Below are 24,177 nucleotides of genomic sequence, written 5' to 3'. Positions count from 1 at the left end.
AATTTTTTTAACACTACATCATTATTATCATCATCTCTGCTAAGACGGAATTGATTGATATTTACATGTGTTAAAATCAAAAATAATTAAAAACCGTCTGAGTCAATAGACGGTTTTTTTGTTTCCGGGATTCTCCTTAGAAATTTCAATTAATCAGTTTTATTTACTCAGGCTAAAAAAAATAGAAATGAGTAAATTAAAAATTGCAATTCAAAAAAGTGGCCGCCTTTATGACGAATCCTTACAGCTGTTGAAAGACTGCGGAATTTTTGTTAACAACGGAAAAGACCAGCTTAAAGTGTCTGTAGACAATTTCCCAATGGAAATCATGTATCTGCGGAATTCTGATATTCCTCAATACCTTGAAGATGGAGTGGTAGACATCGCAGTCGTCGGGGAAAATCTGCTGGCTGAAAAACAGAAAAATATTCAGATTGTACAATATCTGGGTTTCTCCAAATGCCGTGTTTCTCTTGCTGTTCCAAAAGAAATTGAAACCGATAGTCTTACCTATTTTCAGGGCAAAAAGATTGCTACTTCATACCCCAATACCTTACAAAGTTTTCTAAAAGCAAACGACATTACAGCCGATATACACGTTATTTCCGGTTCCGTGGAAATAGCGCCGAATATAGGACTGGCAGATGGAATCTGTGATATTGTGAGCTCCGGAAGTACCTTATTTAAAAACGGATTAAGAGAAACGGTTACCCTGCTGAAATCAGAAGCTGTTTTAGCTAAAACCCCACAGTTAAGCCAGGAAAAAAATGCCATTCTTGAAAAATTTCTCTTCAGAATCAAGTCAGTGCTCAAAGCCAAAAAATCAAAGTATATCCTGATGAATGTTCCTAATGAGAAGATCGCTGAAATTTCGAATGTACTTCCGGTTTTAAAAAGTCCTACCGTCATTCCGTTAGCAGAAAAGGGGTGGAGCAGTATTCATTCCGTGATTGATGAAGAGCGTTTCTGGGACGTAATTGACGAACTGAAAGCCAACGGAGCACAAGATATTTTAATTATTCCAATCGATAAAATGGTTATTTAAGTATGAAAATATACAGATATCCCTCAAAAAACAACTGGCAGGAAATGGTAGAACGTCCTGTTTTTAAGAGAGAAGAAATTTCAGAAACAATCACTGCTATTTTCAATGAAGTGGCGGAGAAAAAAGATCAGGCACTGTTTAGTTTTAACGAAAAATTTGATGGTGTACGTCTTGAAAATATCACCGTTACAGAAGCGGAAATCAAAAAAGCAGAAGATATAATTTCTGAAGAATTAAAGCAGGCAATTTGTCAGGCTAAAGAAAATATTTCAAAATTTCATGCCGCTCAGCAATCAGCAATCGAAAAGATTGAGACTATAGCCGGGGTAACTTGTTGGAGAGAAACCCGGGCTATAGAAAAGGTAGGGATTTATATACCGGGAGGGACTGCCCCTTTATTTTCTACTGTTTTAATGCTTGCCATACCCGCTCAACTGGCAGGCTGCAAAGAAATTATTCTCTGTACGCCACCGGATAAAGATGGAAATGTACACCCTGCTATTCTCTATGCCGCTCAGCTTTGCGGAGTTTCCAGAATGTTTAAAGTTGGCGGAGCCCAGGCAGTTGCTGCGATGACGCTAGGTACGGAAAGTATTCCTCAGGTGTATAAGATTTTCGGTCCTGGAAACCAGTTTGTGGTTGCTGCCAAAGAATATGCTCAGCATTATGGGGTTGCAATTGACATGCCCGCAGGTCCTAGCGAAGTGTTGGTCATTGCTGATCAGCAGGCGGTTCCTGCATTTTGTGCGGCAGATTTGCTTTCACAGGCAGAACACGGAAGTGACAGCCAGGTTATTTTTATTGCCACCGATCTTACTGTTTTTAACGAAACAATTACAGCTGTTGAAGAGCAGATCCTGCAGCTGCCCAGAAATGAATTAGCAAAAAAAGCATTGGAAAACAGCTATTGCATTCTGCTTAATACGATTGAAGAAGCCCTGGAATTCAGCAATCTTTATGCGCCTGAACACCTTATTCTTGCAATAGATAATTTTGAAAAATACCTTCCATTTATCCAAAACGCCGGCTCTGTTTTTCTTGGAAATTATTCATGCGAAAGTGCCGGTGATTATGCCAGCGGAACCAACCACACCCTTCCTACCAACGGTTTTGCAAAAAATTACAGTGGAGTTTCACTGGACAGTTTTGTGAAAAAAATCACTTTTCAGCATCTTTCAAAAGAAGGACTTGAAAATTTAGGAAATACCATAGAAATCATGGCGGAAGCAGAAGGATTATTCGCTCACAAAAATGCCGTAACGATACGATTAAAATAATACAATGAAACAGTTTACACTCAATAATATAGTTCGAAAGAATATTCTAGAATTACAGCCTTACATCAGTTTTAGGGATCATAACAAATTTAATGCTCCGGTTTTGCTGGATGCAAATGAAAGTCCTTTCGGAACATTCAACCGGTATCCGGATTCTACCCAGAAAAAGCTTAAAAATCGATTGGCTGAATTAAAAAAAATCTCAACAAATCAGATTGCGCTGGGGAACGGAAGCGATGAATTGATTGACCTGATCATTAAAGTTTTTTGTGAACCTAAAAAAGATGCGATCCTGATGATGAATCCTTCTTTTGCGATGTATGGGTTTTATGCTTCCATTAATGAAAATAAGGTGGTAAAACTCAATTTAGATAAGGATTTTGAAATTGTGAAAGATAATTTTCTAAAGATCACCAAAGAGATTAAATTAAAGGTTTTCTTTTTATGTTCTCCCAATAATCCTACTGGAAACAGCATCGAAGATATCGAATTCTACCTTCAGAATTTTGATGGAATTGTAGTGGTTGATGAAGCCTATATTGAGTTTTCAGGAAAAAAATCGAGTTTGGAATTCCTTAACAAATATCCTAATTTGATTGTTCTTCAGACGTTTTCTAAAGCCTGGGGGATAGCAGGAGCCAGAGTGGGGACGGCGTATGCGTCAGAAGAAATTATCCGCCTTATCAATACGGTAAAAGCTCCTTATAATGTCAACTCCTTAAGCCAGGAATTGATTTTGAAACATCTTAACGAAGATCTTGTGGTAGAACAAAATGTAGCGAATATTTTACATGAAAAAAAATGGTTTGAGGAGGAATTTCAGTATATACCATGTATTTTAAAAGTATTTCCTACCGATGCCAATTTCTTTCTGATTGAGTTTCTGGATATTGAAAAAGTATATCAAAAACTGTTAGAAGAAGAGATTCTTACGAGCAAAAGAGCACCTGCCATTCCGGATTGTATCAGAATTAATATCGGAACGCGGGAGGAAAATGAAAAGTTAATCCGTGTTTTAAAAAACATAACCCTATGAAAAAAGCATTATTTATAGACCGCGACGGAACGTTGATTATAGAACCTCCTATCGATTTTCAGGTTGATTCCCTGGAAAAGCTTGAGTTTTATCCAGGTGTTTTTCAAAACCTGACGAAAATTGCCAAAGAACTGGAATATGAATTGGTGATGGTGACGAATCAGGATGGTTTGGGAACAGACAGTTTTCCTTTTGAGAATTTTAGTAAGCCTCACGAAAAGATGATCAAAGCTTTTGAAAATGAAGGGATCATATTCGATGAAATTTTAATCGATAAAAGTTTTGAGTATGAAAATTTGCCTACCAGAAAACCAGGAACCGGAATGTTCGGAAAATATATTTACGGAGATTATGATTTAGCTAATTCCTATGTAATTGGAGATCGTATTACCGATATTCAGCTGGCTCAAAATTTGGGTTCAAAATCTATTTTTATTGGTGAACAACCCAATGATAATGCATCATTAACAACCAAAAGCTGGGAAGAAATTTATCAGTTTCTGAAAAAACAGCCAAGAAAAGCCCACATTTCAAGAAAGACCAATGAAACGGAGATTGACATTGAGGTGAATCTTGACGGAAAAGGCCAATCTGAAATTTCTACAGGACTTCATTTTTTTGATCACATGCTGGAACAGATTTCAAAACACGGAAGTTTGGATGTAAAAATTAAAGTTAAGGGAGATTTGCAGGTTGATGAACACCACACGATGGAAGATACGGGAATTGCTTTGGGAGAAGCTGTTTTAAAAGCATTGGGAAAGAAAAAAGGAATTGAAAGGTATGGTTTTCTGCTTCCGATGGACGATTGCTTGGCACAAGCAGCAATTGATTTTGGAGGAAGACCCTGGCTGGTCTGGGATGCCGATTTTAAAAGAGAAAAAGTAGGTGATGTACCCACGGAAATGTTTTATCACTTTTTTAAATCATTCACCGATTCTTCCCGCTCGAATTTAAATATCAAAGCGGAAGGAGATAATGAACACCACAAGATTGAAGCGATTTTCAAAGCGTTTGCAAAAGCAGTGAAAATGGCAGTAAACCAGTCAGACCCCAACTATAATTTACCCACTACAAAAGGAAGTTTATAACATGATTGCGATTATAAAATACAACGGCGGAAACGTAATCTCCGTTCAGAATGCGCTGAGACGGCTGAATGCAGATTCTATCGTCACCGATGATTTTGATCTGATTAAGAATGCTGATAAAGTTATTTTCCCTGGTGTTGGAGAAGCTTCCTCCACCATGAAATTATTGAGGGATAAAGGGTTGGACAAACTTATTCCCACGTTACAGCAGCCTGTGTTGGGAATATGTTTGGGAATGCAGCTGATGTGTGGCAGCAATGAAGAAGGAACTACCGAAGGAATGGGCATTTTTGATATCAAGGTTAAAAAATTTCCACCTAAAGATCTTGTTCCGCACATGGGTTGGAATACCCTTTCACAATGTCAATCACCTGTTTTTTCAGGAATAGAAGCAGAGGATGATCTTTACTTTGTTCACAGCTATTATTGTGAATTGTCGGAGTATACGACTTCAGTATGTGATTATATCCTTCCGTTCAGTGCTTCTCTGCAGAAAAATAATTTTTATGCAACACAGTTTCACCCTGAAAAATCGGGAAGAGTGGGAAATGAAATATTAAATAACTTTTTACAACTTTAAGATGAAAATTATTCCCGCAATTGATATTATCGACGGAAAGTGTGTCCGTCTCTCAAAAGGAGATTACAACACCAAAAAAATATACAATGAAAATCCGCTTGAAATAGCTAAAGAATTTGAAGAGTATGGAATTCAGTTTCTTCATTTGGTCGATTTGGACGGAGCAAAATCCAAACATATTGTGAATCAGAAAGTATTGGAGCAAATAGCTTCCGGGACTTCATTACAAATTGATTTTGGAGGTGGTTTAAAAAGCCGTCAGGATATAGAAACGGCTTTTAATTCAGGAGCAAAACAGGTGACAATCGGAAGCATAGCGGTTCAGGATCCTGATTTCTGCGTTCAGATTATTGAAGAGTATGGAGCTCAAAAAATTATTTTAGGGGCAGATTGTGATAACAGAAAAATAAAAACGTCAGGCTGGCTGGAAGAAAGCAATAGAGAAGTCATCAGTTTTATTCTTGATTACATGAAAAAGGGGATTAAGGAAACAATTTGTACCGACATTTCAAAGGACGGAATGCTGGCAGGACCTTCAACGGACCTTTATAAAGATATTATAGAGCAAACATCCGTTCAGTTAATTGCCAGCGGGGGAATTTCCAGTATGGAAGACGTGTATACCATGCAGAAGATCGGATGTTCAGGAACAATTATTGGAAAAGCGATTTATGAAGGAAAAATAACATTACAGCAACTTCAAAATTTCATTATAAATGCTTAAAAAGAGAATTATTCCATGTTTGGATATTAAAGACGGCAGTACCGTAAAAGGGATTAATTTTGAAGGTCTCCGGAATGCCGGCGATCCAATAGAATTGGCCAAAAAGTACGAGCTGGAAGGAGCGGATGAGCTGGTGTTTCTGGACATCACAGCTACGATTGAAGAAAGAAAAACATTTGTTGAACTTGTAAAAGATATTGCTAAAGAATTAAGCATTCCTTTCACAGTTGGCGGCGGAATTTCTTCCGTAGAAGATGTCCGGAAGCTTTTGGATGCCGGTGCTGATAAGATCAGTATTAATTCTTCCGCGGTTAAAAATCCACAACTGATCTCTGATTTGGCTAAAGAATTTGGAAGCCAATGTATCGTTGTTGCTATTGATACTAAATTTGTCAATAATGATCATTTCGTACATGTAAAAGGAGGAAGAGAAATTACTGATTTGAAGACGCTCGAATGGGCAAAAAAAGCAGAAATTCTGGGGGCAGGAGAAATCCTTTTGACCTCAATGGATGGAGACGGTACAAAAAACGGGTTTGATATCAATATTACAAAAATGGTTTCCGAAAACATCAATATTCCTGTTATTGCATCCGGCGGAGCGGGGAAAGTGGAAGATTTTGAAACGGTTTTTAGAGAAACTCAGGCAACCGGAGCTCTCGCGGCAAGTGTCTTCCATTTTAATGAAATACAAATCCAGGACTTGAAGGAAACACTAAAAATTAAAAAAATAAAAGTAAGATGAAAATAGATTTTGATAAAAATAACGGGCTTGTTCCGGTCATTATTCAGGATAATACTACAGCCCAGGTTCTCATGTTAGGCTATATGAATGAAGAGGCTTTTGAGAAAACAAAAAAAGAAGGAATCGTCACTTTTTTCAGCAGATCCAAAAACAGGCTCTGGACAAAAGGTGAGGAGTCAGGTAATTTTCTTACGGTAAAAAGTATTCAAATTGATTGCGACAATGATACTGTTTTAATAAAAGTAATTCCTAAAAATACCGTTTGTCATACTGGAAGTTTCAGCTGTTTTGGAGAAAGGGAAAGTAAGGGGTTTCTCTATCAGTTAGAAGATACTATTTCAAACCGGATCGAGGAAAAAGTGGAAGGATCTTATACTTATTCATTATACCAGAAAGGCATTAATAAAGTAGCTCAAAAAGTAGGAGAGGAAGCTGTAGAATTGGTTATTGAGGCTAAGGATGATAATGCAGGCCTGTTTAAAAATGAAGCAGCAGACCTCCTGTATCATTTTCTGATTCTCCTTAAAACGAAAGGATTTTCTATGGCAGATATTGAATCTGTACTCATGGAGCGTGATAAATAACATGGAATGTTTTGTTTTTACATGTCATTTGATAAATTCCCTATACAGTCTCTTGATTTTGAATTGATAAAAACCTCGCATTTCGCGAGGTTTTTATGATATAATATTGAAAAACTACAGATATTACCTGTCAATCAAAATCTTTCTGGCCACCGTTTGGTTATTTGCTTTTAAAACACCAATGTAAGCTCCGTTCGGAAGACTTGAAATGTCAATTTTTGTGATGTCAGCCGTTCTTAATAAGGTATTTCCAAGGAGGTTGGTAATTTCAAAGCTGAACTTTTTTATGGACAGATCCGGTAGTTCAATATTGAGGAAATTTTTTGCCGGGTTAGGATAAATATGTATCGATTCAAGGGGATTTTCTGAAAGAGCTTCCCTGTTTGCCGACGTGCTTGTAGAAGCAACGGCAAAATGCTGTAAGGCTCCTACAGAGGCTTTCCCTATTTTAAAAATATAGACAGGATCTGTATTGGCAAAAGTATCGCTGGTAGAGTGGGGATAAGGACTTCTTATTTTTTCAAAAAAGCCTGTAATTACTTCTCCTTTCTGTTCAAAAGGGATATAATCTGTACTTTCTGCAGGATCTACCGCTGTTTGAAGCGGAGAGTACAGGGCTGTGCAATTTCTCAGCTGTTGTGTTACAGCGGAAGAAGCGGCGTTATTACTTGATAGGCCGCCCTGATCTTCATCGCAGAAAACCGTATTGTTATTATTTCCCATAACACCACCTACCTGATCCAGATTAAAAACCAGTTTAATATCCAGCACGCGGGTCGTTCCCTGATACGCAACATTATTGGCGTAATGACGACTTCCCCTCAAACCTTGCTCTTCACCGGAAAAGTGGATAAATTTTATAGAATACTCCGTAGGAACATTTCTTAAAATTCTTGCAGCTTCCAGAATAATAGAAGTTCCGCTTCCGTTATCGTTTACTCCGGGGCCATTAAGACTGTCGAAATGTCCGCAGATGATCACATATTTGTTGGGATAAAGCGTTCCGGTTTTGGTGATCACCAGGTTTTTAGAACTTGTACTTCCGTAAGTAAAAGGATCTTCTACAATCTGGCTTGCTGTATATCCATAAGAAAGATACTTGTTTTTAAGCCAGTTTAAGGCATTCGCATTATTGGTGGAGCCTGTTGTTTTGATCCCCAGATTGGAGAACTCCTGAAGGTTGGTTGTAATATTGGTTTGGGTAACCATATTAGCCCTGTTTTGGTACGCCTGAATAAAAGATTGGGCAGCCATGCTTTGTACTCCTAACGAGCAAAGCATGAATAAAGTGATTTTTTTCATGGTATTTATTTTGTAATGGTGATGGTAAATATAATAATAAATCCCAAGTTGTTGACTTGGGATGAGTAATAATTATGTTAGTTTGGTTATTTTTCGATGATGATCTTTCTTGTGATGCTGTTCTTATCCGTTTTTATAGTAACGAGATACGTTCCGTTTACAAACTTAGAAGCGTTTATTTTTCTCTGATTTTCAGCATTCACAATTGAACGCCCAGCCATATCATTGATTTCAACGGCAAAATTTTTGATCTCTTTTGGCAGATCAATAGTAAGGATATCTTTCGCAGGATTAGGATAGATCTTTACAGACTCTAATGCATGGGAAGTAACATCATTCACGGCTAATAAAGTAGTTGAGGCCACTGCGAAATGCTGTAATGCTCCGACTGCTGCTTTTCCTACATTATACACATAAGTAGGATCCACGTTGGCAAAAGTATCATTTACAGTATGTTCATTGTTGCTTCTCTCATATTCATAAAACCCAGTGATAATATCTCCGTTTTGCTCAAAAGGAATATAGTCTGATGAATAGGCATTCGAAATAAAAGTTTGCAGCGGAGAATATAGGGTAGTACAGGTCGCCAGTTGTTGTGTAATGGTATTGGAGGCAGCATTATTTCCTGACTGTCCTGAAATATCTCTTTCACAGGTAATGGTATTGTTTACATTTCCTATTTTACCACCTACCTGATCAATATTAAATACAAGTTTTATATTCAGTGCACGTACTCCATTTTGAAAAGCTACATTGTCTGCATAATGGTAACTTCCGAGAAGACCTTGCTCTTCACCGGAAAAATGGATGAATTTAATTGAATATTCTGTAGGAATATCTTTCAGAATCCGAGCTGCTTCCAACAAAATAGAAGTTCCGCTTCCATTATCACTTACTCCCGGCCCCACAATGGTATCATAATGCCCGCAGATAATAACATATTGGTCCGGATAAACTGTTCCTGTTTTAGTAATGATTAAGTTTTTAGAATTAATCGTATTTCCTTGACTCACAAAACTGAAAGGGTCCTCCGTAATCTGGCTTGCTGAATATCCGTAAGATTGGTACTTGGCTTTAAGCCAATTCAGAGCATTGGTGTTAGCAGGAGAGCCGGTAGTTTTTACCCCAAGGTCACTGAAACCCTGAAGGTTGGCTGTAATGTTGGCTTGAGTAACCTGGTCCGCCCTGTTTTTATAAGCTTGGATAAGAGTTTGAGCCTGAAGGCTGTAAGTTGATAATGAAAACAAAAGAAAAGCAGTTAATTTTTTCACTTTTTTAATAAAGTTTTATAGAGTCAATAATTCAGCAAATGTAGATAATAAAAAAATCCCGAGCAAAAAACCCGGGATTATATTGATAACAAAAAATTGTACATTATTTTACTTGATCTACAACAGCTCTGAAAGCTTCAGGGTGATTCATTGCTAAATCTGCTAAAACTTTTCTGTTAAGTTCGATGTTGTTCTTTTTAAGAGCTCCCATAAACTGAGAGTAAGACATTCCATGTTCTCTAGCTCCTGCGTTGATACGCATGATCCAAAGTGATCTGAAGTTTCTCTTTTTCTCTTTTCTACCACGGTAAGCATATTGCATTGCTTTTTCCACGGCATTTTTAGCTACAGTCCAAACGTTTTTTCTTCTACCGAAAAAACCTTTAGCTTGCTTAATAATTTTTTTTCTGCGAGCTCTTGAAGCTACGGCATTTACTGATCTAGGCATAATTTAAATTGTTTTTTTGAAAAGGGCGGTAAACTGTTTCATTACACTTATCTGCACCGTTTCAGGGTTAAAATTGTTGAATTTTTAATTCTTATAAACCGAATAATGGATTATAAAAACTACTTAATTGCTAATTGACGTTTAACGCTTTTTTCGTCCACTTTTGCAACATAAGAAGTTTGCGTAAGATTTCTCTTTTGCTTAGTTTCTTTCTTTGTCAAAATGTGGCTTTTGAAAGCATTTTTTCTTTTAATCTTCCCGGTTCCGGTAAGTTTAAAACGCTTTTTAGCACCTGATTTCGTTTTTAATTTTGGCATTGTTACTTTATTTATTATTTTGTTATCAATATCTGTTTGATTTCCTAAGGCATTAGGAATAATAGGGTGCAAAGATACAAAAAAAACATTAATCTTTTCCCTGCAATACAAGACTTTCTGAGAACTGATCATTTTTGAAAAAAATAGAGTTATGCTATGGTCTATTTTGAACGATCTTATTTAAATCTGTTTTCAAAAAATATTTTATTGAAATAATAAAAATACATCGTTGCATTTCTGTTCAATAAATTGATACTAGGGTAGAATCAGGTATTTTACATTTCAGAAAATTGTCAAATAATTACTTTTTATCCTCGCAGATCAAGCTGATTGAGCAGATTATTCAGTTCTAAATTTAAAGAGTATAGCAATTAATTCTCTGAAGCGATATATTGAGCGTATACCATATTTCTCTTATCATTCTATGTTATAAAGATCTGCGTAATTCGTTTAATCTGCGAGAACATCAATGGCAAAGCAAGACTCCTTGAAAATAAAAAAGCAGCAGACAAAATGCCTGCTGCTTTTATTTATAAGTGTATTGTTGATTATGATTGAAAGAACTCCAAAAGGTCTTTATTAATCGTTGCGGATTCTGTAGTCGGCATCCCATGAGGAAATCCCGGATATGTAATTAATTTTCCGTTTTTAACAAGTTTAGCAGCCACTACACCAGTAATTTCATACGGAACAATTTGATCATCTTCACCATGCAGCACCAATACCGGAACGTCTACACTTTTAAGATCTTCTGTGAAATCGGTTTCAGAAAAAGCCTTGATACAGTCGTAATGAGCCTTGATAGATCCCATCATTCCTTGTCTCCACCAGTTTCTTCGAATTCCTTCAGATTCTTTGGCTCCTTCTCTGTTATATCCATAAAAAGCTAAAGAAAAATCTACAAAATATTGCTGTCTGTTGGTGGCTGTATTCTCACGGATTTCATCAAAAATTGACATAGGAACACCATTTGGGTTATTTTCTGTTTTAACCATTATCGGGGTAACAGCACTTATTAAAACTGCTTTTGCCGCTCTGCCTTTACTATGTTGTGCTACATAACGAATCACTTCACCACCTCCTGTAGAATGTCCTACGTGGATAACATCTTTTAAATCCAGTGCTGTAACGATTTCTGCAACATCTGATGCGTACGTATCCATATTATGTCCGTCAGCAGTTTGTGTAGATCTTCCATGACCTCTTCTGTCGTGAGCAATGACCCGGTAGCCTTTCTCTAAAAAGAATAACATCTGTGCATCCCAATCGTCACTGGATAAAGGCCATCCGTGGTGGAAGAATACGGGTTGCCCTTTTCCCCAATCTTTATAATAAATCTCTGTTCCGTCTTGTAATGTAAGTGTGCTCATTGTTTGTTTTTTATGATTAATAAATTAATAGTGTATTTTATTTTTATATTCACAAATGTAGATGGAAAATATTCACAATACATTGATCTAAGATAATATATTAATTACAATATAAAAACAATGGAATGCATCATTAACGCTAATTTAATGAAAGAGTTAAAGAATTCACATTTTATACTATCTAAAATATAGCTGATAATCGGGATTGTTTTATTCTTCGCTTCTTTCTAATATTGATTAATACAACGAATAAAAATTTTGAAGAATGAAAATAATCGTATTTGGTACCCTTTTTATGTTAAGAATATTTCAAAACTTCAGGATTTGGTAATTTTAAGATCTTGGTATTTAAAAATGGAAAGAAATTGCAGAAATGGGAATCTTTCGCTGAATAATATGGTTTCGAAATAGATTAGCAGGTATTTCCTATATTTACGTTTTTACTATAATACAAATTAATAGAAATAAGGGTTTGATGTACAGGTTGTTATTTATATTTACTTTACTTGTTTTTCCTTTTTTTGCTCAGGCACAAGATGTTGTAAGAAAATTAGAGAAGGAATATAACAGTTCTTCAAACAATATAATAGAGCGGTTAAATCTCGCTCCAAAATACGCCAAAGCATTATTTTCACATAACTTAAAATCACAATCCTACCAGATTTTAGAAACCAGTATTTCCATTGCAGCAAAGCAAACTGATGGGAAATACGCCGCCATTTTGTATGCTGTTCAGGCCATGAATTATCGTCTTGATAATAAAGATGCCCAGTCTTCAAAAAGCCTGGACATGGCAAAAATGTATAGTTTAAAAACAAACAGTAACGAAGCTAAAGGCTATTTTCAATACGCAAAGGGTTGGCTTCTGATACGTAATAATAAAACGACTGATGCTGTTGCCGCTTACTTGAAAGCTATTGACTATTACGAAAATTCACCAACAACTTCCACACTGTACGGACGATATGCTACCGTAGTCAAAGAGTTGTCTACTATTTATTCTAACCTCAATGAATACCAACTGGAAGAAAAATACAGTAAGCAATTTTTGTTGCTGGCATCCCGACAAAATGATCCTAACCTTATCTTTGATGCCTATATGCGAATGGGCTACGTATATGAGCAAAAATACGGTCAAAATCCATCAGATATAGAGTTGAGAAATAAAGCTGAGCAGTATTATTTGCAGTCTATAAAGACTTTCAACAAAAATAAAGATGTGATGCTCAACAAGACTAATCTTTCTTATGCAGCTATCAATTTAGCCAATTTGTATACTGGTTTTGACAGAGATAAGGCGATGCAATATGCCCAGTTAGCCAACAGTGCGAGTCTGGAAACCGGTGACGCCATTCATATCGCTTCATCATTTGGAATTTTGGCGGAGTTGGCTGTACAGGATAAAGAGTATGATTTAGCAAAGTCTTACTTTCTGAAAGCCTCTATGGAAATTGGGAAAAGCCCGGTTAGAGATTATAATATAGAATTATCTATTCTCGAATCTCTATCCCAAATTAGCGAGCAGCAAGGGAATTACAAAGAAGCGCTGGCTTACTATAAAAGTTATGTAGATAAATATAAGAGTGTTTATGATCAGGAAAAACTGGATATTACCAAAAGATTGGAATCACAGTTTGATAAAGAACGACAAGAACAAAAATATGTAAAGCTGCAGCTGGAAAGTGATAAAAAGGCACAACAAATTAAGTTGATTAATATCCTTCGGGCACAGCGTGAGCAGGTTTACAACAATTTAAAATTGGTGGAGGAAAATCAACGGGAACGACTAAAATTTTCAGAACTTGAATCGGAGAAAAAAGAACAGCAACTACGTTTGGCAAAATTAGAAACCGAACAAAAGAATAACGACATCAGCAACTATAAAAAACTGTTGACATTCAAGGAAAAAATCAATACCTATTACATTGTTTTTATTCTTATTTTCATCGTTTTGATCATCTTATTGCTGTATGCCTATAAGCAACGGGCAAAGTCTATGAAGCAAAGAGATGAATTGCATGCATTAGCCATGGAAAAAGAGAAACAAAACTCTAAAATATCTACACTTACTGCATTGCTTGAAGGTCAGGAACAGGAGCGTGGCCGCTTAGCCAGGGATCTTCATGATGGATTGGGCGGTCTGCTTTCAGGAACTAAACTACAGTTGTCTTATTTAGACCCTCATCAATCCGGAAATATGCAGGAAGGAATTTCAAAATCGATTAGCCAGATTGATGGTGCTGTAGAAGAGCTGAGACGTGTAGCGCATAATTTAATGCCCGATTTATTAATGAAATACGGTTTGGAAGCAGCGATTCAGGAATTTGCTACCCGTATGTCCAATAACGCATTAGATATCCATGCCGAATTTATCAATTACAGTAATTCCATATCAGAAGAAAAGCAATTGACCATATACAGAATCATTCAGGAATTGGTTAACAATGCGATAAAACATGCCCATACTTCCGAAATTATCATTCAGATAAGTGAAGAAGAAAATGTATTACATCTTACAGTAGAGGATAACGGCAAAGGTTTTGACCATAAAAAACTAGACGTAAAAAAAACAGCAGGTTTTCATAATATAGAATCAAGAGTCCAATTTTTAAGAGGAACCATGAACATCACCTCCGAATTGAATATTGGGACCAGTATAGAACTTCAAATTCCTATTCATTACACATGATAAAAGTAGCCATAACAGATGATCATCCACTTCTATTAGAAGGACTGAAGAATATTTTAGGAAATAGCGATACAATAGATGTAGTAGATTGTTTCAAAAGCGTTTCAGAAATGAATGCAGGTTTGGCAAAACAAGCTGTCGATATTTTGTTGTTAGACATTAATCTGGTAGATACCAACAGTATTGAACTCATAAAACCTTTAAAGAAAAAGTACGGAAACCTCCAGATTATTATGCTTAGCGTTCATAACGAACTGCCTGTGATTAATAGTACTTTGTCTGAAGGTGCTTTGGGGTACATTCAAAAAAATGCTTCAGTTTCTGAAATTCTGGAGGGTATTGCTACCGTATATGCCGGTAATCAATTTTTATGCTCACAAACCAAATCTATTTTGGAGAAAAAATCTACGAATGGGCTCAATCAGGTTCCGAAATTGACGAGAAGAGAAAAGGAAATTTTAGCCGAAGCCTCAAAAGGACTTACGACCAACCAAATGGCAGAAAAGCTTTTTATCAGCCCGCACACCGTAGAAAGTCACCGAAAAAATCTTATTGAAAAATTTCAAACCTCTAATCTTAGTTCAGCTATTAAGCTGGCCATAGAATACGGTTTGATTATCGAGTAAAATATTTCATCCCATACAAAAAGTCCGGCTTTCATATTGAAAACCGGACTTTTTTATATAAATCAAATAATTAGGTGTCTACTCATTAATCTTTGAATTCCAATACAGCATGGAACAGATTTTTCTTTCCTGTTAAATCATACTCATGGTTATATACAGGCTCATACATCAATACATAAGCGCTCCCTTCAAAATCTTTTAAGTTGACAGGCTGATCCACCATGATGTCATAAAACCTTGTAATGGTACGCGTACCGGTCCATTGTTTTAAGTTGCCTTTAGGATTTTTGTCGAATCTATGATCTTTTGCATCCGTATAATACCAATACGATGGCGCCTGATCCATCAGAAACATTTCTTTATCCTTGTTATACAATTCCTCCGCCATACCTGTATTCTGGAACCATGGAACCTCAGGATTGTAAAGACCTACAGCCGCCGTATATACATCCTTATTCGTAGTGGCTCCAACTAAAAAGCCTTCCAGATTGGTAGAGGTAATTTCAAATATAAAAGTTGATTTTTTCAGTTCATAAACATCATTTACAGGCTCAATTACTTTTCCATCTTGTTTAATGACTACTTTTAACGACTGTGCAAAAGCCAGGCAACTTAATAAACAAAAAAGAATAGTTAAACTTATTTTTTTCATGGGTATCTCTTTAAATAATTGCAGCAAAGATATTGGACTTTATCTCCCTAAACACTGGCTGATTTCAGGGGTTTTTATCTTATTAAATGCCTCCGGTTAATTAAAAAGATCAGCCTTCAGCTTGATTTTTATGAAAGATGACTTTTGTTTTTTACCAATTGATGGAGCTGAAGTTGTAGGATAAACTTCAGTATAAAAGGTTTCATTGTCTGCCCAAAAAGCTTTTGCTCCGTCGCTTACTTTGAAGTTCGTAAAGTTTACATACAAAAGATCTTCCTGAGTATGGCTTTGTTCCAGATATTGGCTGACAGTAAAATCACTTCCTGTATCATTATTGGAAACGATGTAAGAAATCCTGTTTTCCTTGGGGAGAATCTGAGGATAGCCGCCTGTAAATAGCTGAAAATTAGCTGAAGGTTTTACATTATAAAAAGAATAGTATACATCCGGAGTTTCCACCGAGTTTTCTTTGAAAACCTCTAAATTCAGATAGGGAGATTGGCCGATATATTCATTGGATAACACACCATCTTCCGTAACAAGATTCTCATGTTGGATAATCACAGTTTCTTTTGCATTATCAGCGTACACCCAGTTATTACCTTTTAGTTTGATATGTGGATTTTTTACTAAAACTTCATTGATTCGGTTTTTAGAAGCTGTTTTAAATTCCTGCTCCGAAACTTCAACAATTGAACCGTATGTATTGAAAGACTTATTATTAAAATCGTTGGCCTTTTTAAAAGTACTGCTTCTGATTTCATAAAGATTCACACCTTTTAAAGTTAAGTCAAATGCTGCCGTGAATTCCGATTTTAAAACAAAAGCTTCAATGCTGTTTGAAATGTTATTATTAATGCTGTAATGAATAGAGTAGAAGTCATCAAACTCTTCAAACCCATAATAATTATCCAGTTTATGATAAGCTACTTTCATATGAGCAGCATCTTTACTTGGAGTTACGAAAAACTGCACAGAATCCAGCTTCGTAAATAATTGAAAGGGAACATCCTGAATATTATCTACCCCTTTTATCTTTTTGAAATCGCCAAATGTTATACTTTTCTGTGTAACTTCAACTTCCGGTTTGTTAGTTTCTGAAGTTTTACTTTGTTGATTGCATCCTACAAAAACAACGGCCATAGATAATATAAAGAATTGAGATAAAGGTTTCATTTTCTATATTTTTTAGCCAAAGGTATCAGTATCCAAAGTAGCGACCAAGAAAACAGCTTAATATGGAGGATAAATGGCTGAAATCAGGGATATATTGAGAGATAAATTTTAGACAATTTTACAAACAGTAAATTAAATATTGTAAATTATTTTATATAGATGAAAAATGTAATAATCAACTTTTCAGTGGTGATAGCTTTGCTGGCTTCCTGTTCACCTGCTACAGAGAAAAAAGTGGATAAAAAAGCAGATTCTACAAAGGTAAAAGTAGATGCAGTTCCTGCACCTGGTCCGGAAAAGAATACGATATTAAAATCAGATATACCTGGGGATCTTTCAACTTTAGTTCCTATTGATGTATTGAATAGCAAGAGTACCAATGTGTATGAAAAGTATGGTATAGAGTTCTCCGGCAACTGCTATTCGTGCGATTTAGCAAGCTTATCCATCACAAAGGATACAATGATATGGACCAACATCTGCGACGAGAATGATACGTTTAAAATTGATGATTTTTCATTTTCTACCGAAGGAAGTAAAACTATTATAAAAACATCAGAAAGAACTTTTATTATAACCCAAATAGATAAAACTCCCGTTTACGAGCTGGTTGTAGAAGGCAAAAAGCTGGAATTGAATAATAAAAGAGTAGCCAGATATTTTACAACCAAAAAAACTTTACCTCTTTTCAAAGAACACGACTGTGGCGATTTTGAAGGATAACTCAACACCTATATCTAATATAGCTTTTTTCTAAAAAATTTAAAATAAAAAAACCTCAAATTGCTTTGAGGTTTATATTTTAAAGTGCAGATATAATCTACTCCATTATTTTGCTGGTTTTTTAGGACTCATCATCATAATCATTCTTTTTCCTTCCAGTTTAGGAAGCTGGTCTACTTTTCCAACGTGCTCTAATTCCTGAGCAAGTTTTAGAAGTAAAATTTCTCCCTGATCTTTAAAGATAATTGAACGTCCTTTAAAAAATACGTAGGTTTTTAATTTTGAACCTTCTTCAAGAAATTTTTCAGCATGCTTTTTCTTAAAATCGTAATCGTGATCATCAGTCTGAGGTCCGAAACGGATCTCTTTTACTACCACTTTTACCTGCTTAGCTTTAAGTTCTTTCTGTTTTTTCTTTTGCTCATATAAGAATTTTTTATATTCTAATATTCTTGCAATAAACGGTTCTGCCTTATCGGAAATTACGACAAGATCCAATTCCTGCTCTGCAGCAAACTGCCTTGCTTTATCAATTGGATAAATTCCCGGCTCTACGTTATCGCCCACCAAACGAAGCTCTCTCACACGAATTTTATCGTTGATTAAGTGTAAGTCCTCTTGTACAGGACGTCTTTGTGGGCCCCTGTTGTTAAATCTTTGTGCTATTGTATTAAATTTTATTGGTTAACTTTCTATTTGAGCAATACTTATATTGCTGCTTCTTTTTTAAAATAACTGACGAAATCCTCCATCTTCATCACTCCAAGATCACCTTCTCCACGTCTACGGATAGAAATGGTGCCATCTCTTTCTTCATTTTCTCCTATAACAAGCATGAATGGGATCTTTTTCAATTCCGCATCACGGATTTTTTTCCCAGTCTTCTCATTTCTGTCGTCAATCTGACCGCTAATATCGTGATTTTCTAAAAATTGTGAAACTTTTTTCGCATAATCTACATATTTTTCACTGATCGGTAAAATAATGAACTGATCAGGGCTCAACCACAATGGGAAATCTCCTGCAGTATTCTCCAGCAAAATAGCGATAAAACGCTCCATAGAACCGAATGGTGCTCTGTGGATCATCACCGGTCTGTGTTTCTCATTATCATTTCCGATATAGTGAAGGTCAAATCTTTCCGGTAAGTTATAATCCACCTGGATGGTTCCTAACTGCCATTTTCTTCCCAATGCATCTTTCACCATGAAGTCTAATTTAGGACCATAAAAAGCAGCTTCACCATATTCGATCACTGTTTTTAATCCTTTTTTCTCAGCTGCATTGATGATTGCATTTTCTGCTTTCTCCCAGTTCTCATCAGAACCGATATATTTCTCTTTGTTTTCAGGATCTCTTAAAGAAACCTGAGTCACAAAATCTTCAAATCCTAAAGATTTAAACACGTACAATGTTAAATCAATTACCTTTTCAAATTCTTCCGAAAGCTGATCCGGAGTACAGAAAAGGTGAGCATCATCCTGGGTAAATCCACGAACTCTTGTTAAGCCGTGAAGCTCTCCACTTTGCTCATATCGGTACACCGTTCCGAATTCTGCATATCTTTTCGGCAAATCCCTGTAGCTCCATTGTGAAGTTTTATAAATTTCACAGTGGTGAGGGCAGTTCATTGGTTTCAGCAAGAATTCTTCTCCTTCATTCGGAGTTTTGATCGGCTGAAAGCTGTCTGCTCCATATTTATCCCAGTGCCCGGAAGTTACGTATAATTCTTTAGACCCGATATGTGGGGACATTACGAATTCATAACCGCCTTTTTTCTGAGCATCACTAAGGAAGTTTTCCAGTTTTCTTCTCAAAGCAGTTCCTTTGGGCAGCCATAACGGAAGTCCGGCACCTACTTTTTCAGAGAAAGCGAAAATTCCCAGTTCTTTACCTAATTTTCTATGGTCTCTTCTTTTTGCTTCTTCTAATCTTTCAAGATATTCAGTAAGATCTTTCTGTTTTGGGAAAGAAATACCATATACTCTTGTTAATTGAGGATTTTTTTCATTTCCTCTCCAGTAAGCTCCTGCTGCATTTAATATTTTCATTGCTTTCACGATTCCTGTAGTAGGAATGTGTCCTCCACGACATAAATCAGTGAAGTTATCATGAGTTACAAAAGTGATTTTCCCATCATTAAGATTAGAGATCAGTTCTACTTTGTAAGGATTGTCAGCATATGTTTTTAAAGCCTCTTCTTTAGAAACCGGATATAATGAAAACGTTGAATTTTTCTTAGCATTTTCCAATACTTTCTTTTCAATCTTTTCAAAATCCTTTTCCGATAAACTTTCGTCTCCGAAATCTACATCATAATAAAACCCGCTTTCAATCGCAGGACCTATAGTCAGCTTAGCATCAGGATAAAATTCTAAGATCGCCTGCGCCAAAAGGTGGGCAGAAGAATGCCAGAAAGCTTTCTTTCCAAGATCGTCATTCCATGTCAAAAGCTGTACCGTAGAATCCGTGGTTATAGGTGTGGTGGTTTCTACTTGTGTACCGTTTACAACTGCAGAGATGGTATTTCTAGCCAATCCCTCGCTTATAGATTTTGCCACATCTAAAGGAGTAACTGCTCCTTCAAATTCTTTGACGCTATTGTCTGGAAGTGTAATTTTTATCATTGTTTACTAAGAAATTTTAAGTTGCAAAAATACGCATTTTTTATTTAAAATAGTATATTAACGTATATTTGAAGTAAAGAATTAATACAAAATCATGAAAAGTATCTTTGCATTTTTTGCACTCCTGTTTTTTACCCTGACTTTTTCCCAAAAAAAGACCTCCAAATTTTCGGTTTCTTATCATAAAAATATAGAGACCTACTTCCTTGCTGAAATTCTTTCGGCAGAGCAAAGAACATCAAATAAAGACTTTGAACTTTTTAAAATTAAAGAGTGTTCCACCTATCAACCTATTGTTAAACAGGCACTGAGCAAGTACGGACATCTGAAAAATTCAAAAATCGCCCTGTTAACCGCTAAAATTAACGATACGTTATTACAGAAATATGGGATTGGAAATGATGCGATGATGAAGCCGCTTTTGTATCATAAAGAATTTCCCTTGAAAGGTTGGAACCAGGAATATGCTTTTGAGAGCAATGTATTGACCCAATCCCAAAATAAAGAAGTCACTTTTCTTATCAAAAATTACATTGCTGAGCTTGAACGTTTCTTTGATCAGGAAAAAGTAGGAGACTTCTTTAAAGAAAACAGTGATTTTTATAAAGGTGGAATGGCAGAATATGAAAGGCAGATCCCCGCTGATTTTACCTCTGCAATGGAAAAGTTTTATGGAGAAAGTTTCAATAAATATGTCGTACTTATTTCCCCTATGATGATGTGGCCTATTGATGATAATGAAGGCCGTGGAATAGGAACTGATGTGGAACACAAATCAGGAAATAAAAGCATTTATGAAATTGCAAGTCCGTTTATGAGGGTACAAAAGCCGGGACAATTTGGCTACGATAACCAGTTTCAGGCACGATTTTTAACTATCCATGAATTTGGACACTCATTTGTCAATAAAGAAGTGTATAAGTATAAAGATCAACTGGGAAAGTTTAAAGATCTATTTGAAAAATCAAATTTAAAAGAGGTGATGACCAAAAAAAGCGGTATCGCTGATTATCAAACTTGTATGGTAGAACATTTGGTTAGATTAGGTGAAATTCAGACGGCAAAAATTCAACATGATGACGAACGGGCCAAAAAACTGGAAGAGTATCACCTTAAGAATTACTTTATCTTTTTGCCTCAGTTAGAAGAAAAAATAAAGGAATATAACAGTCATAGAACTCAATATAAAACATTCGGAGATTTTGTTCCGGAGCTGATCAAAGTCTTTGAAAATAGCAATATAACATTCATCAATACAGAACTTGACAGCATCCAAAAGACAAAATAACTAAAGTTTTTAAATAATACAATCATACTCAATGAATAACGTAAATATAGACTTACACTGCGACTTACTATACTATTTACTAAAAGCCAATACAAAAGCTGATGATAAGGAACTCGGGTGCGGATTACCTTACTTACAGGAAGGAAATGTGAAACTTCAGGTAATGGCGATTTATGCAGCTACCCAGACCAATAGTACCCATGAAGGGATTGCCCAGAGCAAATTATTTGCTGATTTAGTGAAAAACGATAATTTTTTTCTTTTTGACCCGAAAGAAGACATTGAAAAACAGGAAAATCATCGGGTAGGAGTGATTGCCTCTATTGAAAATGCGTCCTCGTTTTGTGAAGAAGACAGTTCATTGGATTTAGGTTTCAAAAATTTAGAAACCATCATCAACAATACGGAAAAAGTGTTCTATATAGGAATTACCCATCATTCTGAAAATCGTTTTGGTGGCGGAAATAATGCGGAAGCAGGCTTAAAAGCTGATGGGAAAGTACTGATTGATTATTTATCTGACAAAAAAATCGCCATTGATTTAGCCCATGCGAGTGACCAGCTGGCCTATGATATTCTGACGTATACAGATCAGAGAAATTACTCTATTCCTATTCTGGCAAGCCATTCCAACTACAGGAAAGTGTATAAGAATAACAGGAATCTTCCCGATGAACTGGCAAAAGAAATCATTCACAGAAAAGGATTGATCGGACTTAATTTCATCAAAGATTATATCGACCATCACCACCCGGAAAGGCTGTATGAACACATCGAATACGGTCTGTGCCTCGGCGGTGAAAACAGCATTGCCTACGGCGGTGATTTTTTTCATGACAAAGACCATCCCGATCAGTCCAGATATCCTTTTTTCTTTGATGAATTTAATGATGCAACTGCCTACAATGTAATCAATGAAAGACTGACAGAGCAATTCTCAACTGAAATCATGGAAAAGATAAGCCATACCAATGCTTTGGAATTTATCAGAAGAATGTAAAGCTTTTTACCGCCTTCTTTTGTGTTTTACTTTCCCTTTAATAATTTCAATGACATCCACATGCTGAACTTTAGATTGTACCCAGCCGTGGATGTCAATATAAAATAGCGATCTTCTGTAATATTCATTGGCAGAAAAGGCTTCCAGCTTTTTGTCGAAGGTTTCAAATGCTTCCTGCCTTTTATGTAAAACCAGATTGTTTAAGTTTTTGAAAAACAGAATGCTTTCAAAATGGAATTCGTCCGGTTGTTTCATCTTTTGGGCAAATTTTGAAGTAGATTTAATGAATTCATCATAATCTTCATCATTTCCGGATTCATGTTTAGCCATCAAAATCAAAATTCGCGTATGGAACAGTAGATCTTCCTGTACATTACCTTTCGATTCTAGTATTCTCATGGAGTAGTATATCGATTCCTGGTATTTTTTGCTTCCAAAAAGCATGGCTGCCATTTTCAGGTAGAAGATCATAAAGTGATGCTCATCGATCTTGTCGCGGAGTTTCTCCATTTTCAGTTCTATTTCAGGAATCAGTTTTGTTCCTGTAAAAAACTCACCTTTTATAAAGTGAATATTCATGAGTGCATTATAATGCGTCAGGAAAATAAGCGACTGAAGATTCTCATTCTGGGCAAAATTTTGTGAATAAACGGTTGTATTGAAATCATGAAGCTGTTTTTCGAGCATATCAATATTTCCATACATGAAAAGAATTTTAAGAAGGTAGGTGTTTCCTTTGATGTACCAAACCGGATGGCTCATGATCATTTCAGGATTCTGATGAAATAATTCTACCCATTGATAGGCATACTTCAAGGTGTATTTATATTCCTGCAGAAGCTGGTTTTTCCAGACATGAGCTTTATAATACCATAGTTTCTCCGTGAAATTAAGGGCTTGAAGACGTATGTTTTTAATCTGTGCATTAAACAGTTCCAACACTTTTTGACGGCCTTCATCATCTTTTACATAGCCGTGGGTGAGCATTTCGCTGTAAAGTTTCAGCGAAAGGTTAGAAAGTTTAATGGTATAACGGTTTTGACGGTTTATTTCCGAAGATTGTTTGATGAGTTCGTCCGCACGTCCGGCAATACTCCGGGTAATGAATTGGGATTCAATCACTTTTTCTAAATCTATAATCTCTGAGGCAATGGTTTTTTCATCCAGCTCAAGGGCGGTCTGTTTCGTTTTATCTAGTATTTTCAACGCCTGCTTGTAAAGGCCTTTTTGATACAAAATATTGGCAAAATCCAATTGCTCCCGAAGCTGTATCCGGTAATTCTGGTGACTTGGATTCATCCGCAGGCTTACCAGAATCTGTTTGTAAAGATGGGCTTTCAGATTAGACAGCTGCTGTTTGGTGGAAATTTTCTTATCGATGATAAGATGTTCATCATATTCCTTCATCTTATCCATTTCTGAAAAAAGAAGGAGAAATTTTGCATCCACATTGATGCCCAAACGGTTGACATATAACTTGAACTGCCGTTTTTCGGAAGTTGTCAATGACTTGATCAATACAAATAAAAAATCTTTCTGCAATTCTGCCATTGTAAATTTATTGAATTCAATTTGTTGATTTTCAGAATTTTGTAATCTGAATTTA

23 protein-coding genes are annotated in these 24,177 nt (G+C 36.0%); 13 read left to right on the top strand and 10 right to left on the bottom strand.

Annotated features, from left to right (window positions below):
* Positions 1-187 precede the first annotated feature (187 nt).
* The 8 genes from hisG to hisIE are packed head-to-tail and all read left to right on the top strand — an operon-like array spanning position 188 to position 7,082.
* Positions 188-1,045: an ATP phosphoribosyltransferase gene (gene hisG / locus SB679_RS02155; RefSeq protein ID WP_410700600.1), complete on the top strand. Its 858-nt coding sequence runs from the start codon at positions 188-190 to the stop codon at positions 1,043-1,045.
* Positions 1,046-1,047: 2 nt separating this feature from the next.
* Entirely contained in the window at positions 1,048-2,322 is a 1,275-nt protein-coding gene (gene hisD / locus SB679_RS02150; RefSeq protein WP_410700599.1) for a histidinol dehydrogenase, read from the top strand.
* Positions 2,323-2,326: 4 nt separating this feature from the next.
* Complete coding sequence (gene hisC / locus SB679_RS02145; protein ID WP_410700598.1) at positions 2,327-3,358, top strand: histidinol-phosphate transaminase; 1,032 nt, start codon at positions 2,327-2,329, stop codon at positions 3,356-3,358.
* The gene (gene hisB / locus SB679_RS02140; RefSeq protein WP_410700597.1) at positions 3,355-4,449 is read left to right on the top strand and encodes a bifunctional histidinol-phosphatase/imidazoleglycerol-phosphate dehydratase HisB; all 1,095 of its coding nucleotides are present in this window, start codon (positions 3,355-3,357) and stop codon (positions 4,447-4,449) included. Before hisC ends, hisB begins: the two co-directional genes overlap by 4 nt.
* A 1-nt stretch (position 4,450) precedes the next feature.
* Entirely contained in the window at positions 4,451-5,029 is a 579-nt protein-coding gene (gene hisH / locus SB679_RS02135; RefSeq protein ID WP_410700596.1) for an imidazole glycerol phosphate synthase subunit HisH, read from the top strand.
* Between the two features lies 1 nt (position 5,030).
* Positions 5,031-5,753, top strand: a complete 723-nt coding sequence (hisA, locus tag SB679_RS02130) for a 1-(5-phosphoribosyl)-5-[(5-phosphoribosylamino)methylideneamino]imidazole-4-carboxamide isomerase (protein WP_410700595.1) — start codon at positions 5,031-5,033, stop codon at positions 5,751-5,753.
* Positions 5,746-6,498: an imidazole glycerol phosphate synthase subunit HisF gene (hisF, locus tag SB679_RS02125; RefSeq protein ID WP_410700594.1), complete on the top strand. Its 753-nt coding sequence runs from the start codon at positions 5,746-5,748 to the stop codon at positions 6,496-6,498. The genes hisA and hisF overlap by 8 nt, the downstream gene beginning before the upstream one ends.
* Complete coding sequence (gene hisIE / locus SB679_RS02120) at positions 6,495-7,082, top strand: bifunctional phosphoribosyl-AMP cyclohydrolase/phosphoribosyl-ATP diphosphatase HisIE (RefSeq protein WP_410700593.1); 588 nt, start codon at positions 6,495-6,497, stop codon at positions 7,080-7,082. The genes hisF and hisIE overlap by 4 nt, the downstream gene beginning before the upstream one ends.
* 123 nt (positions 7,083-7,205) lie before the next feature.
* On the opposite strand, the gene SB679_RS02115 is transcribed toward hisIE, so the two are convergent.
* The 5 genes from SB679_RS02115 to SB679_RS02095 form a co-directional block, all read right to left on the bottom strand.
* Positions 7,206-8,384 carry a M28 family peptidase gene (locus SB679_RS02115; protein ID WP_410700592.1) on the bottom strand — a complete coding sequence of 393 codons (1,179 nt, stop codon included), beginning with the start codon at positions 8,382-8,384 and terminating at the stop codon, positions 7,206-7,208.
* An 86-nt stretch (positions 8,385-8,470) separates the two neighbouring features.
* A complete protein-coding gene (locus SB679_RS02110; protein ID WP_410700591.1) occupies positions 8,471-9,655 on the bottom strand; it encodes a M28 family peptidase in 1,185 nt (394 codons plus the stop codon).
* Between the two features lie 103 nt (positions 9,656-9,758).
* Complete coding sequence (gene rplT / locus SB679_RS02105) at positions 9,759-10,103, bottom strand: 50S ribosomal protein L20 (RefSeq protein WP_034711139.1); 345 nt, start codon at positions 10,101-10,103, stop codon at positions 9,759-9,761.
* Positions 10,104-10,222: 119 nt separating this feature from the next.
* Positions 10,223-10,420: a 50S ribosomal protein L35 gene (rpmI, locus tag SB679_RS02100; protein ID WP_034711140.1), complete on the bottom strand. Its 198-nt coding sequence runs from the start codon at positions 10,418-10,420 to the stop codon at positions 10,223-10,225.
* Positions 10,421-10,968: 548 nt separating this feature from the next.
* Positions 10,969-11,790, bottom strand: a complete 822-nt coding sequence (locus SB679_RS02095; protein WP_410700590.1) for an alpha/beta fold hydrolase — start codon at positions 11,788-11,790, stop codon at positions 10,969-10,971.
* Between the two features lie 475 nt (positions 11,791-12,265).
* Here SB679_RS02095 and SB679_RS02090 point away from each other — a divergent pair, with 475 nt between their 5' ends.
* On the top strand, positions 12,266-14,479 hold the full coding sequence (locus tag SB679_RS02090; protein WP_410700589.1) for an ATP-binding protein: 2,214 nt from the start codon (positions 12,266-12,268) through the stop codon (positions 14,477-14,479).
* Positions 14,476-15,105, top strand: coding sequence for a response regulator (locus tag SB679_RS02085; protein WP_410700588.1), 630 nt, complete (start codon positions 14,476-14,478; stop codon positions 15,103-15,105). Before SB679_RS02090 ends, SB679_RS02085 begins: the two co-directional genes overlap by 4 nt.
* Before the next feature lie 85 nt (positions 15,106-15,190).
* On the opposite strand, the gene SB679_RS02080 is transcribed toward SB679_RS02085, so the two are convergent.
* Together SB679_RS02080 and SB679_RS02075 are read right to left on the bottom strand one after the other, a co-directional pair.
* On the bottom strand, positions 15,191-15,757 hold the full coding sequence (locus tag SB679_RS02080) for a hypothetical protein (RefSeq protein WP_410700587.1): 567 nt from the start codon (positions 15,755-15,757) through the stop codon (positions 15,191-15,193).
* 96 nt (positions 15,758-15,853) lie between these two features.
* Positions 15,854-16,933, bottom strand: coding sequence for a resolvase (locus tag SB679_RS02075; RefSeq protein WP_410700586.1), 1,080 nt, complete (start codon positions 16,931-16,933; stop codon positions 15,854-15,856).
* 159 nt (positions 16,934-17,092) lie between these two features.
* Between SB679_RS02075 and SB679_RS02070 the strand changes: the two genes are divergently transcribed.
* Complete coding sequence (locus tag SB679_RS02070) at positions 17,093-17,656, top strand: hypothetical protein (RefSeq protein WP_410700585.1); 564 nt, start codon at positions 17,093-17,095, stop codon at positions 17,654-17,656.
* A gap of 105 nt (positions 17,657-17,761) precedes the next feature.
* Here the strand turns inward: SB679_RS02070 and infC are convergent, their stop codons facing one another.
* Together infC and thrS are read right to left on the bottom strand one after the other, a co-directional pair.
* Positions 17,762-18,322 carry a translation initiation factor IF-3 gene (gene infC / locus SB679_RS02065; RefSeq protein ID WP_084681414.1) on the bottom strand — a complete coding sequence of 187 codons (561 nt, stop codon included), beginning with the start codon at positions 18,320-18,322 and terminating at the stop codon, positions 17,762-17,764.
* Positions 18,323-18,363: 41 nt separating this feature from the next.
* On the bottom strand, positions 18,364-20,283 hold the full coding sequence (thrS, locus tag SB679_RS02060; RefSeq protein ID WP_410700584.1) for a threonine--tRNA ligase: 1,920 nt from the start codon (positions 20,281-20,283) through the stop codon (positions 18,364-18,366).
* A gap of 94 nt (positions 20,284-20,377) precedes the next feature.
* Between thrS and SB679_RS02055 the strand changes: the two genes are divergently transcribed.
* Both SB679_RS02055 and SB679_RS02050 read left to right on the top strand, forming a co-directional pair.
* Complete coding sequence (locus SB679_RS02055) at positions 20,378-21,571, top strand: DUF4932 domain-containing protein (RefSeq protein WP_410700583.1); 1,194 nt, start codon at positions 20,378-20,380, stop codon at positions 21,569-21,571.
* A 31-nt stretch (positions 21,572-21,602) separates the two neighbouring features.
* Positions 21,603-22,571: a dipeptidase gene (locus tag SB679_RS02050; protein WP_410700582.1), complete on the top strand. Its 969-nt coding sequence runs from the start codon at positions 21,603-21,605 to the stop codon at positions 22,569-22,571.
* Positions 22,572-22,577: 6 nt separating this feature from the next.
* Here the strand turns inward: SB679_RS02050 and SB679_RS02045 are convergent, their stop codons facing one another.
* On the bottom strand, positions 22,578-24,122 hold the full coding sequence (locus SB679_RS02045; RefSeq protein WP_410700581.1) for a hypothetical protein: 1,545 nt from the start codon (positions 24,120-24,122) through the stop codon (positions 22,578-22,580).
* Between the last annotated feature and the right edge of the window lie 55 nt (positions 24,123-24,177).

The sequence above is a fragment of the Chryseobacterium sp. SIMBA_029 genome, from assembly GCF_046535275.1.
GTDB lineage: Bacteria > Bacteroidota > Bacteroidia > Flavobacteriales > Weeksellaceae > Chryseobacterium.
This window is presented reverse-complemented; position numbering and strand designations above follow the sequence as displayed.

Excerpts from the sequence above, each read along its gene's own strand:
- SB679_RS02045 (WP_410700581.1), bottom strand. The coding sequence starts at position 24,122 with ATGGCAGAATTGCAGAAAGATTTTTTATTTGTATTGATCAAGTCATTG.
- hisIE (WP_410700593.1), top strand. The coding sequence starts at position 6,495 with ATGAAAATAGATTTTGATAAAAATAACGGGCTTGTTCCGGTCATTATT.
- hisG (WP_410700600.1), top strand. The coding sequence starts at position 188 with ATGAGTAAATTAAAAATTGCAATTCAAAAAAGTGGCCGCCTTTATGAC.
- SB679_RS02070 (WP_410700585.1), top strand. The coding sequence starts at position 17,093 with ATGAAAAATGTAATAATCAACTTTTCAGTGGTGATAGCTTTGCTGGCT.
- rplT (WP_034711139.1), bottom strand. The coding sequence starts at position 10,103 with ATGCCTAGATCAGTAAATGCCGTAGCTTCAAGAGCTCGCAGAAAAAAA.
- hisH (WP_410700596.1), top strand. The coding sequence starts at position 4,451 with ATGATTGCGATTATAAAATACAACGGCGGAAACGTAATCTCCGTTCAG.
- hisF (WP_410700594.1), top strand. The coding sequence starts at position 5,746 with ATGCTTAAAAAGAGAATTATTCCATGTTTGGATATTAAAGACGGCAGT.
- rpmI (WP_034711140.1), bottom strand. The coding sequence starts at position 10,420 with ATGCCAAAATTAAAAACGAAATCAGGTGCTAAAAAGCGTTTTAAACTT.
- SB679_RS02090 (WP_410700589.1), top strand. The coding sequence starts at position 12,266 with ATGTACAGGTTGTTATTTATATTTACTTTACTTGTTTTTCCTTTTTTT.
- SB679_RS02080 (WP_410700587.1), bottom strand. The coding sequence starts at position 15,757 with ATGAAAAAAATAAGTTTAACTATTCTTTTTTGTTTATTAAGTTGCCTG.
- hisD (WP_410700599.1), top strand. The coding sequence starts at position 1,048 with ATGAAAATATACAGATATCCCTCAAAAAACAACTGGCAGGAAATGGTA.
- SB679_RS02055 (WP_410700583.1), top strand. The coding sequence starts at position 20,378 with ATGAAAAGTATCTTTGCATTTTTTGCACTCCTGTTTTTTACCCTGACT.
- SB679_RS02115 (WP_410700592.1), bottom strand. The coding sequence starts at position 8,384 with ATGAAAAAAATCACTTTATTCATGCTTTGCTCGTTAGGAGTACAAAGC.
- hisC (WP_410700598.1), top strand. The coding sequence starts at position 2,327 with ATGAAACAGTTTACACTCAATAATATAGTTCGAAAGAATATTCTAGAA.
- SB679_RS02085 (WP_410700588.1), top strand. The coding sequence starts at position 14,476 with ATGATAAAAGTAGCCATAACAGATGATCATCCACTTCTATTAGAAGGA.
- SB679_RS02050 (WP_410700582.1), top strand. The coding sequence starts at position 21,603 with ATGAATAACGTAAATATAGACTTACACTGCGACTTACTATACTATTTA.
- SB679_RS02075 (WP_410700586.1), bottom strand. The coding sequence starts at position 16,933 with ATGAAACCTTTATCTCAATTCTTTATATTATCTATGGCCGTTGTTTTT.
- hisB (WP_410700597.1), top strand. The coding sequence starts at position 3,355 with ATGAAAAAAGCATTATTTATAGACCGCGACGGAACGTTGATTATAGAA.
- SB679_RS02095 (WP_410700590.1), bottom strand. The coding sequence starts at position 11,790 with ATGAGCACACTTACATTACAAGACGGAACAGAGATTTATTATAAAGAT.
- thrS (WP_410700584.1), bottom strand. The coding sequence starts at position 20,283 with ATGATAAAAATTACACTTCCAGACAATAGCGTCAAAGAATTTGAAGGA.
- hisA (WP_410700595.1), top strand. The coding sequence starts at position 5,031 with ATGAAAATTATTCCCGCAATTGATATTATCGACGGAAAGTGTGTCCGT.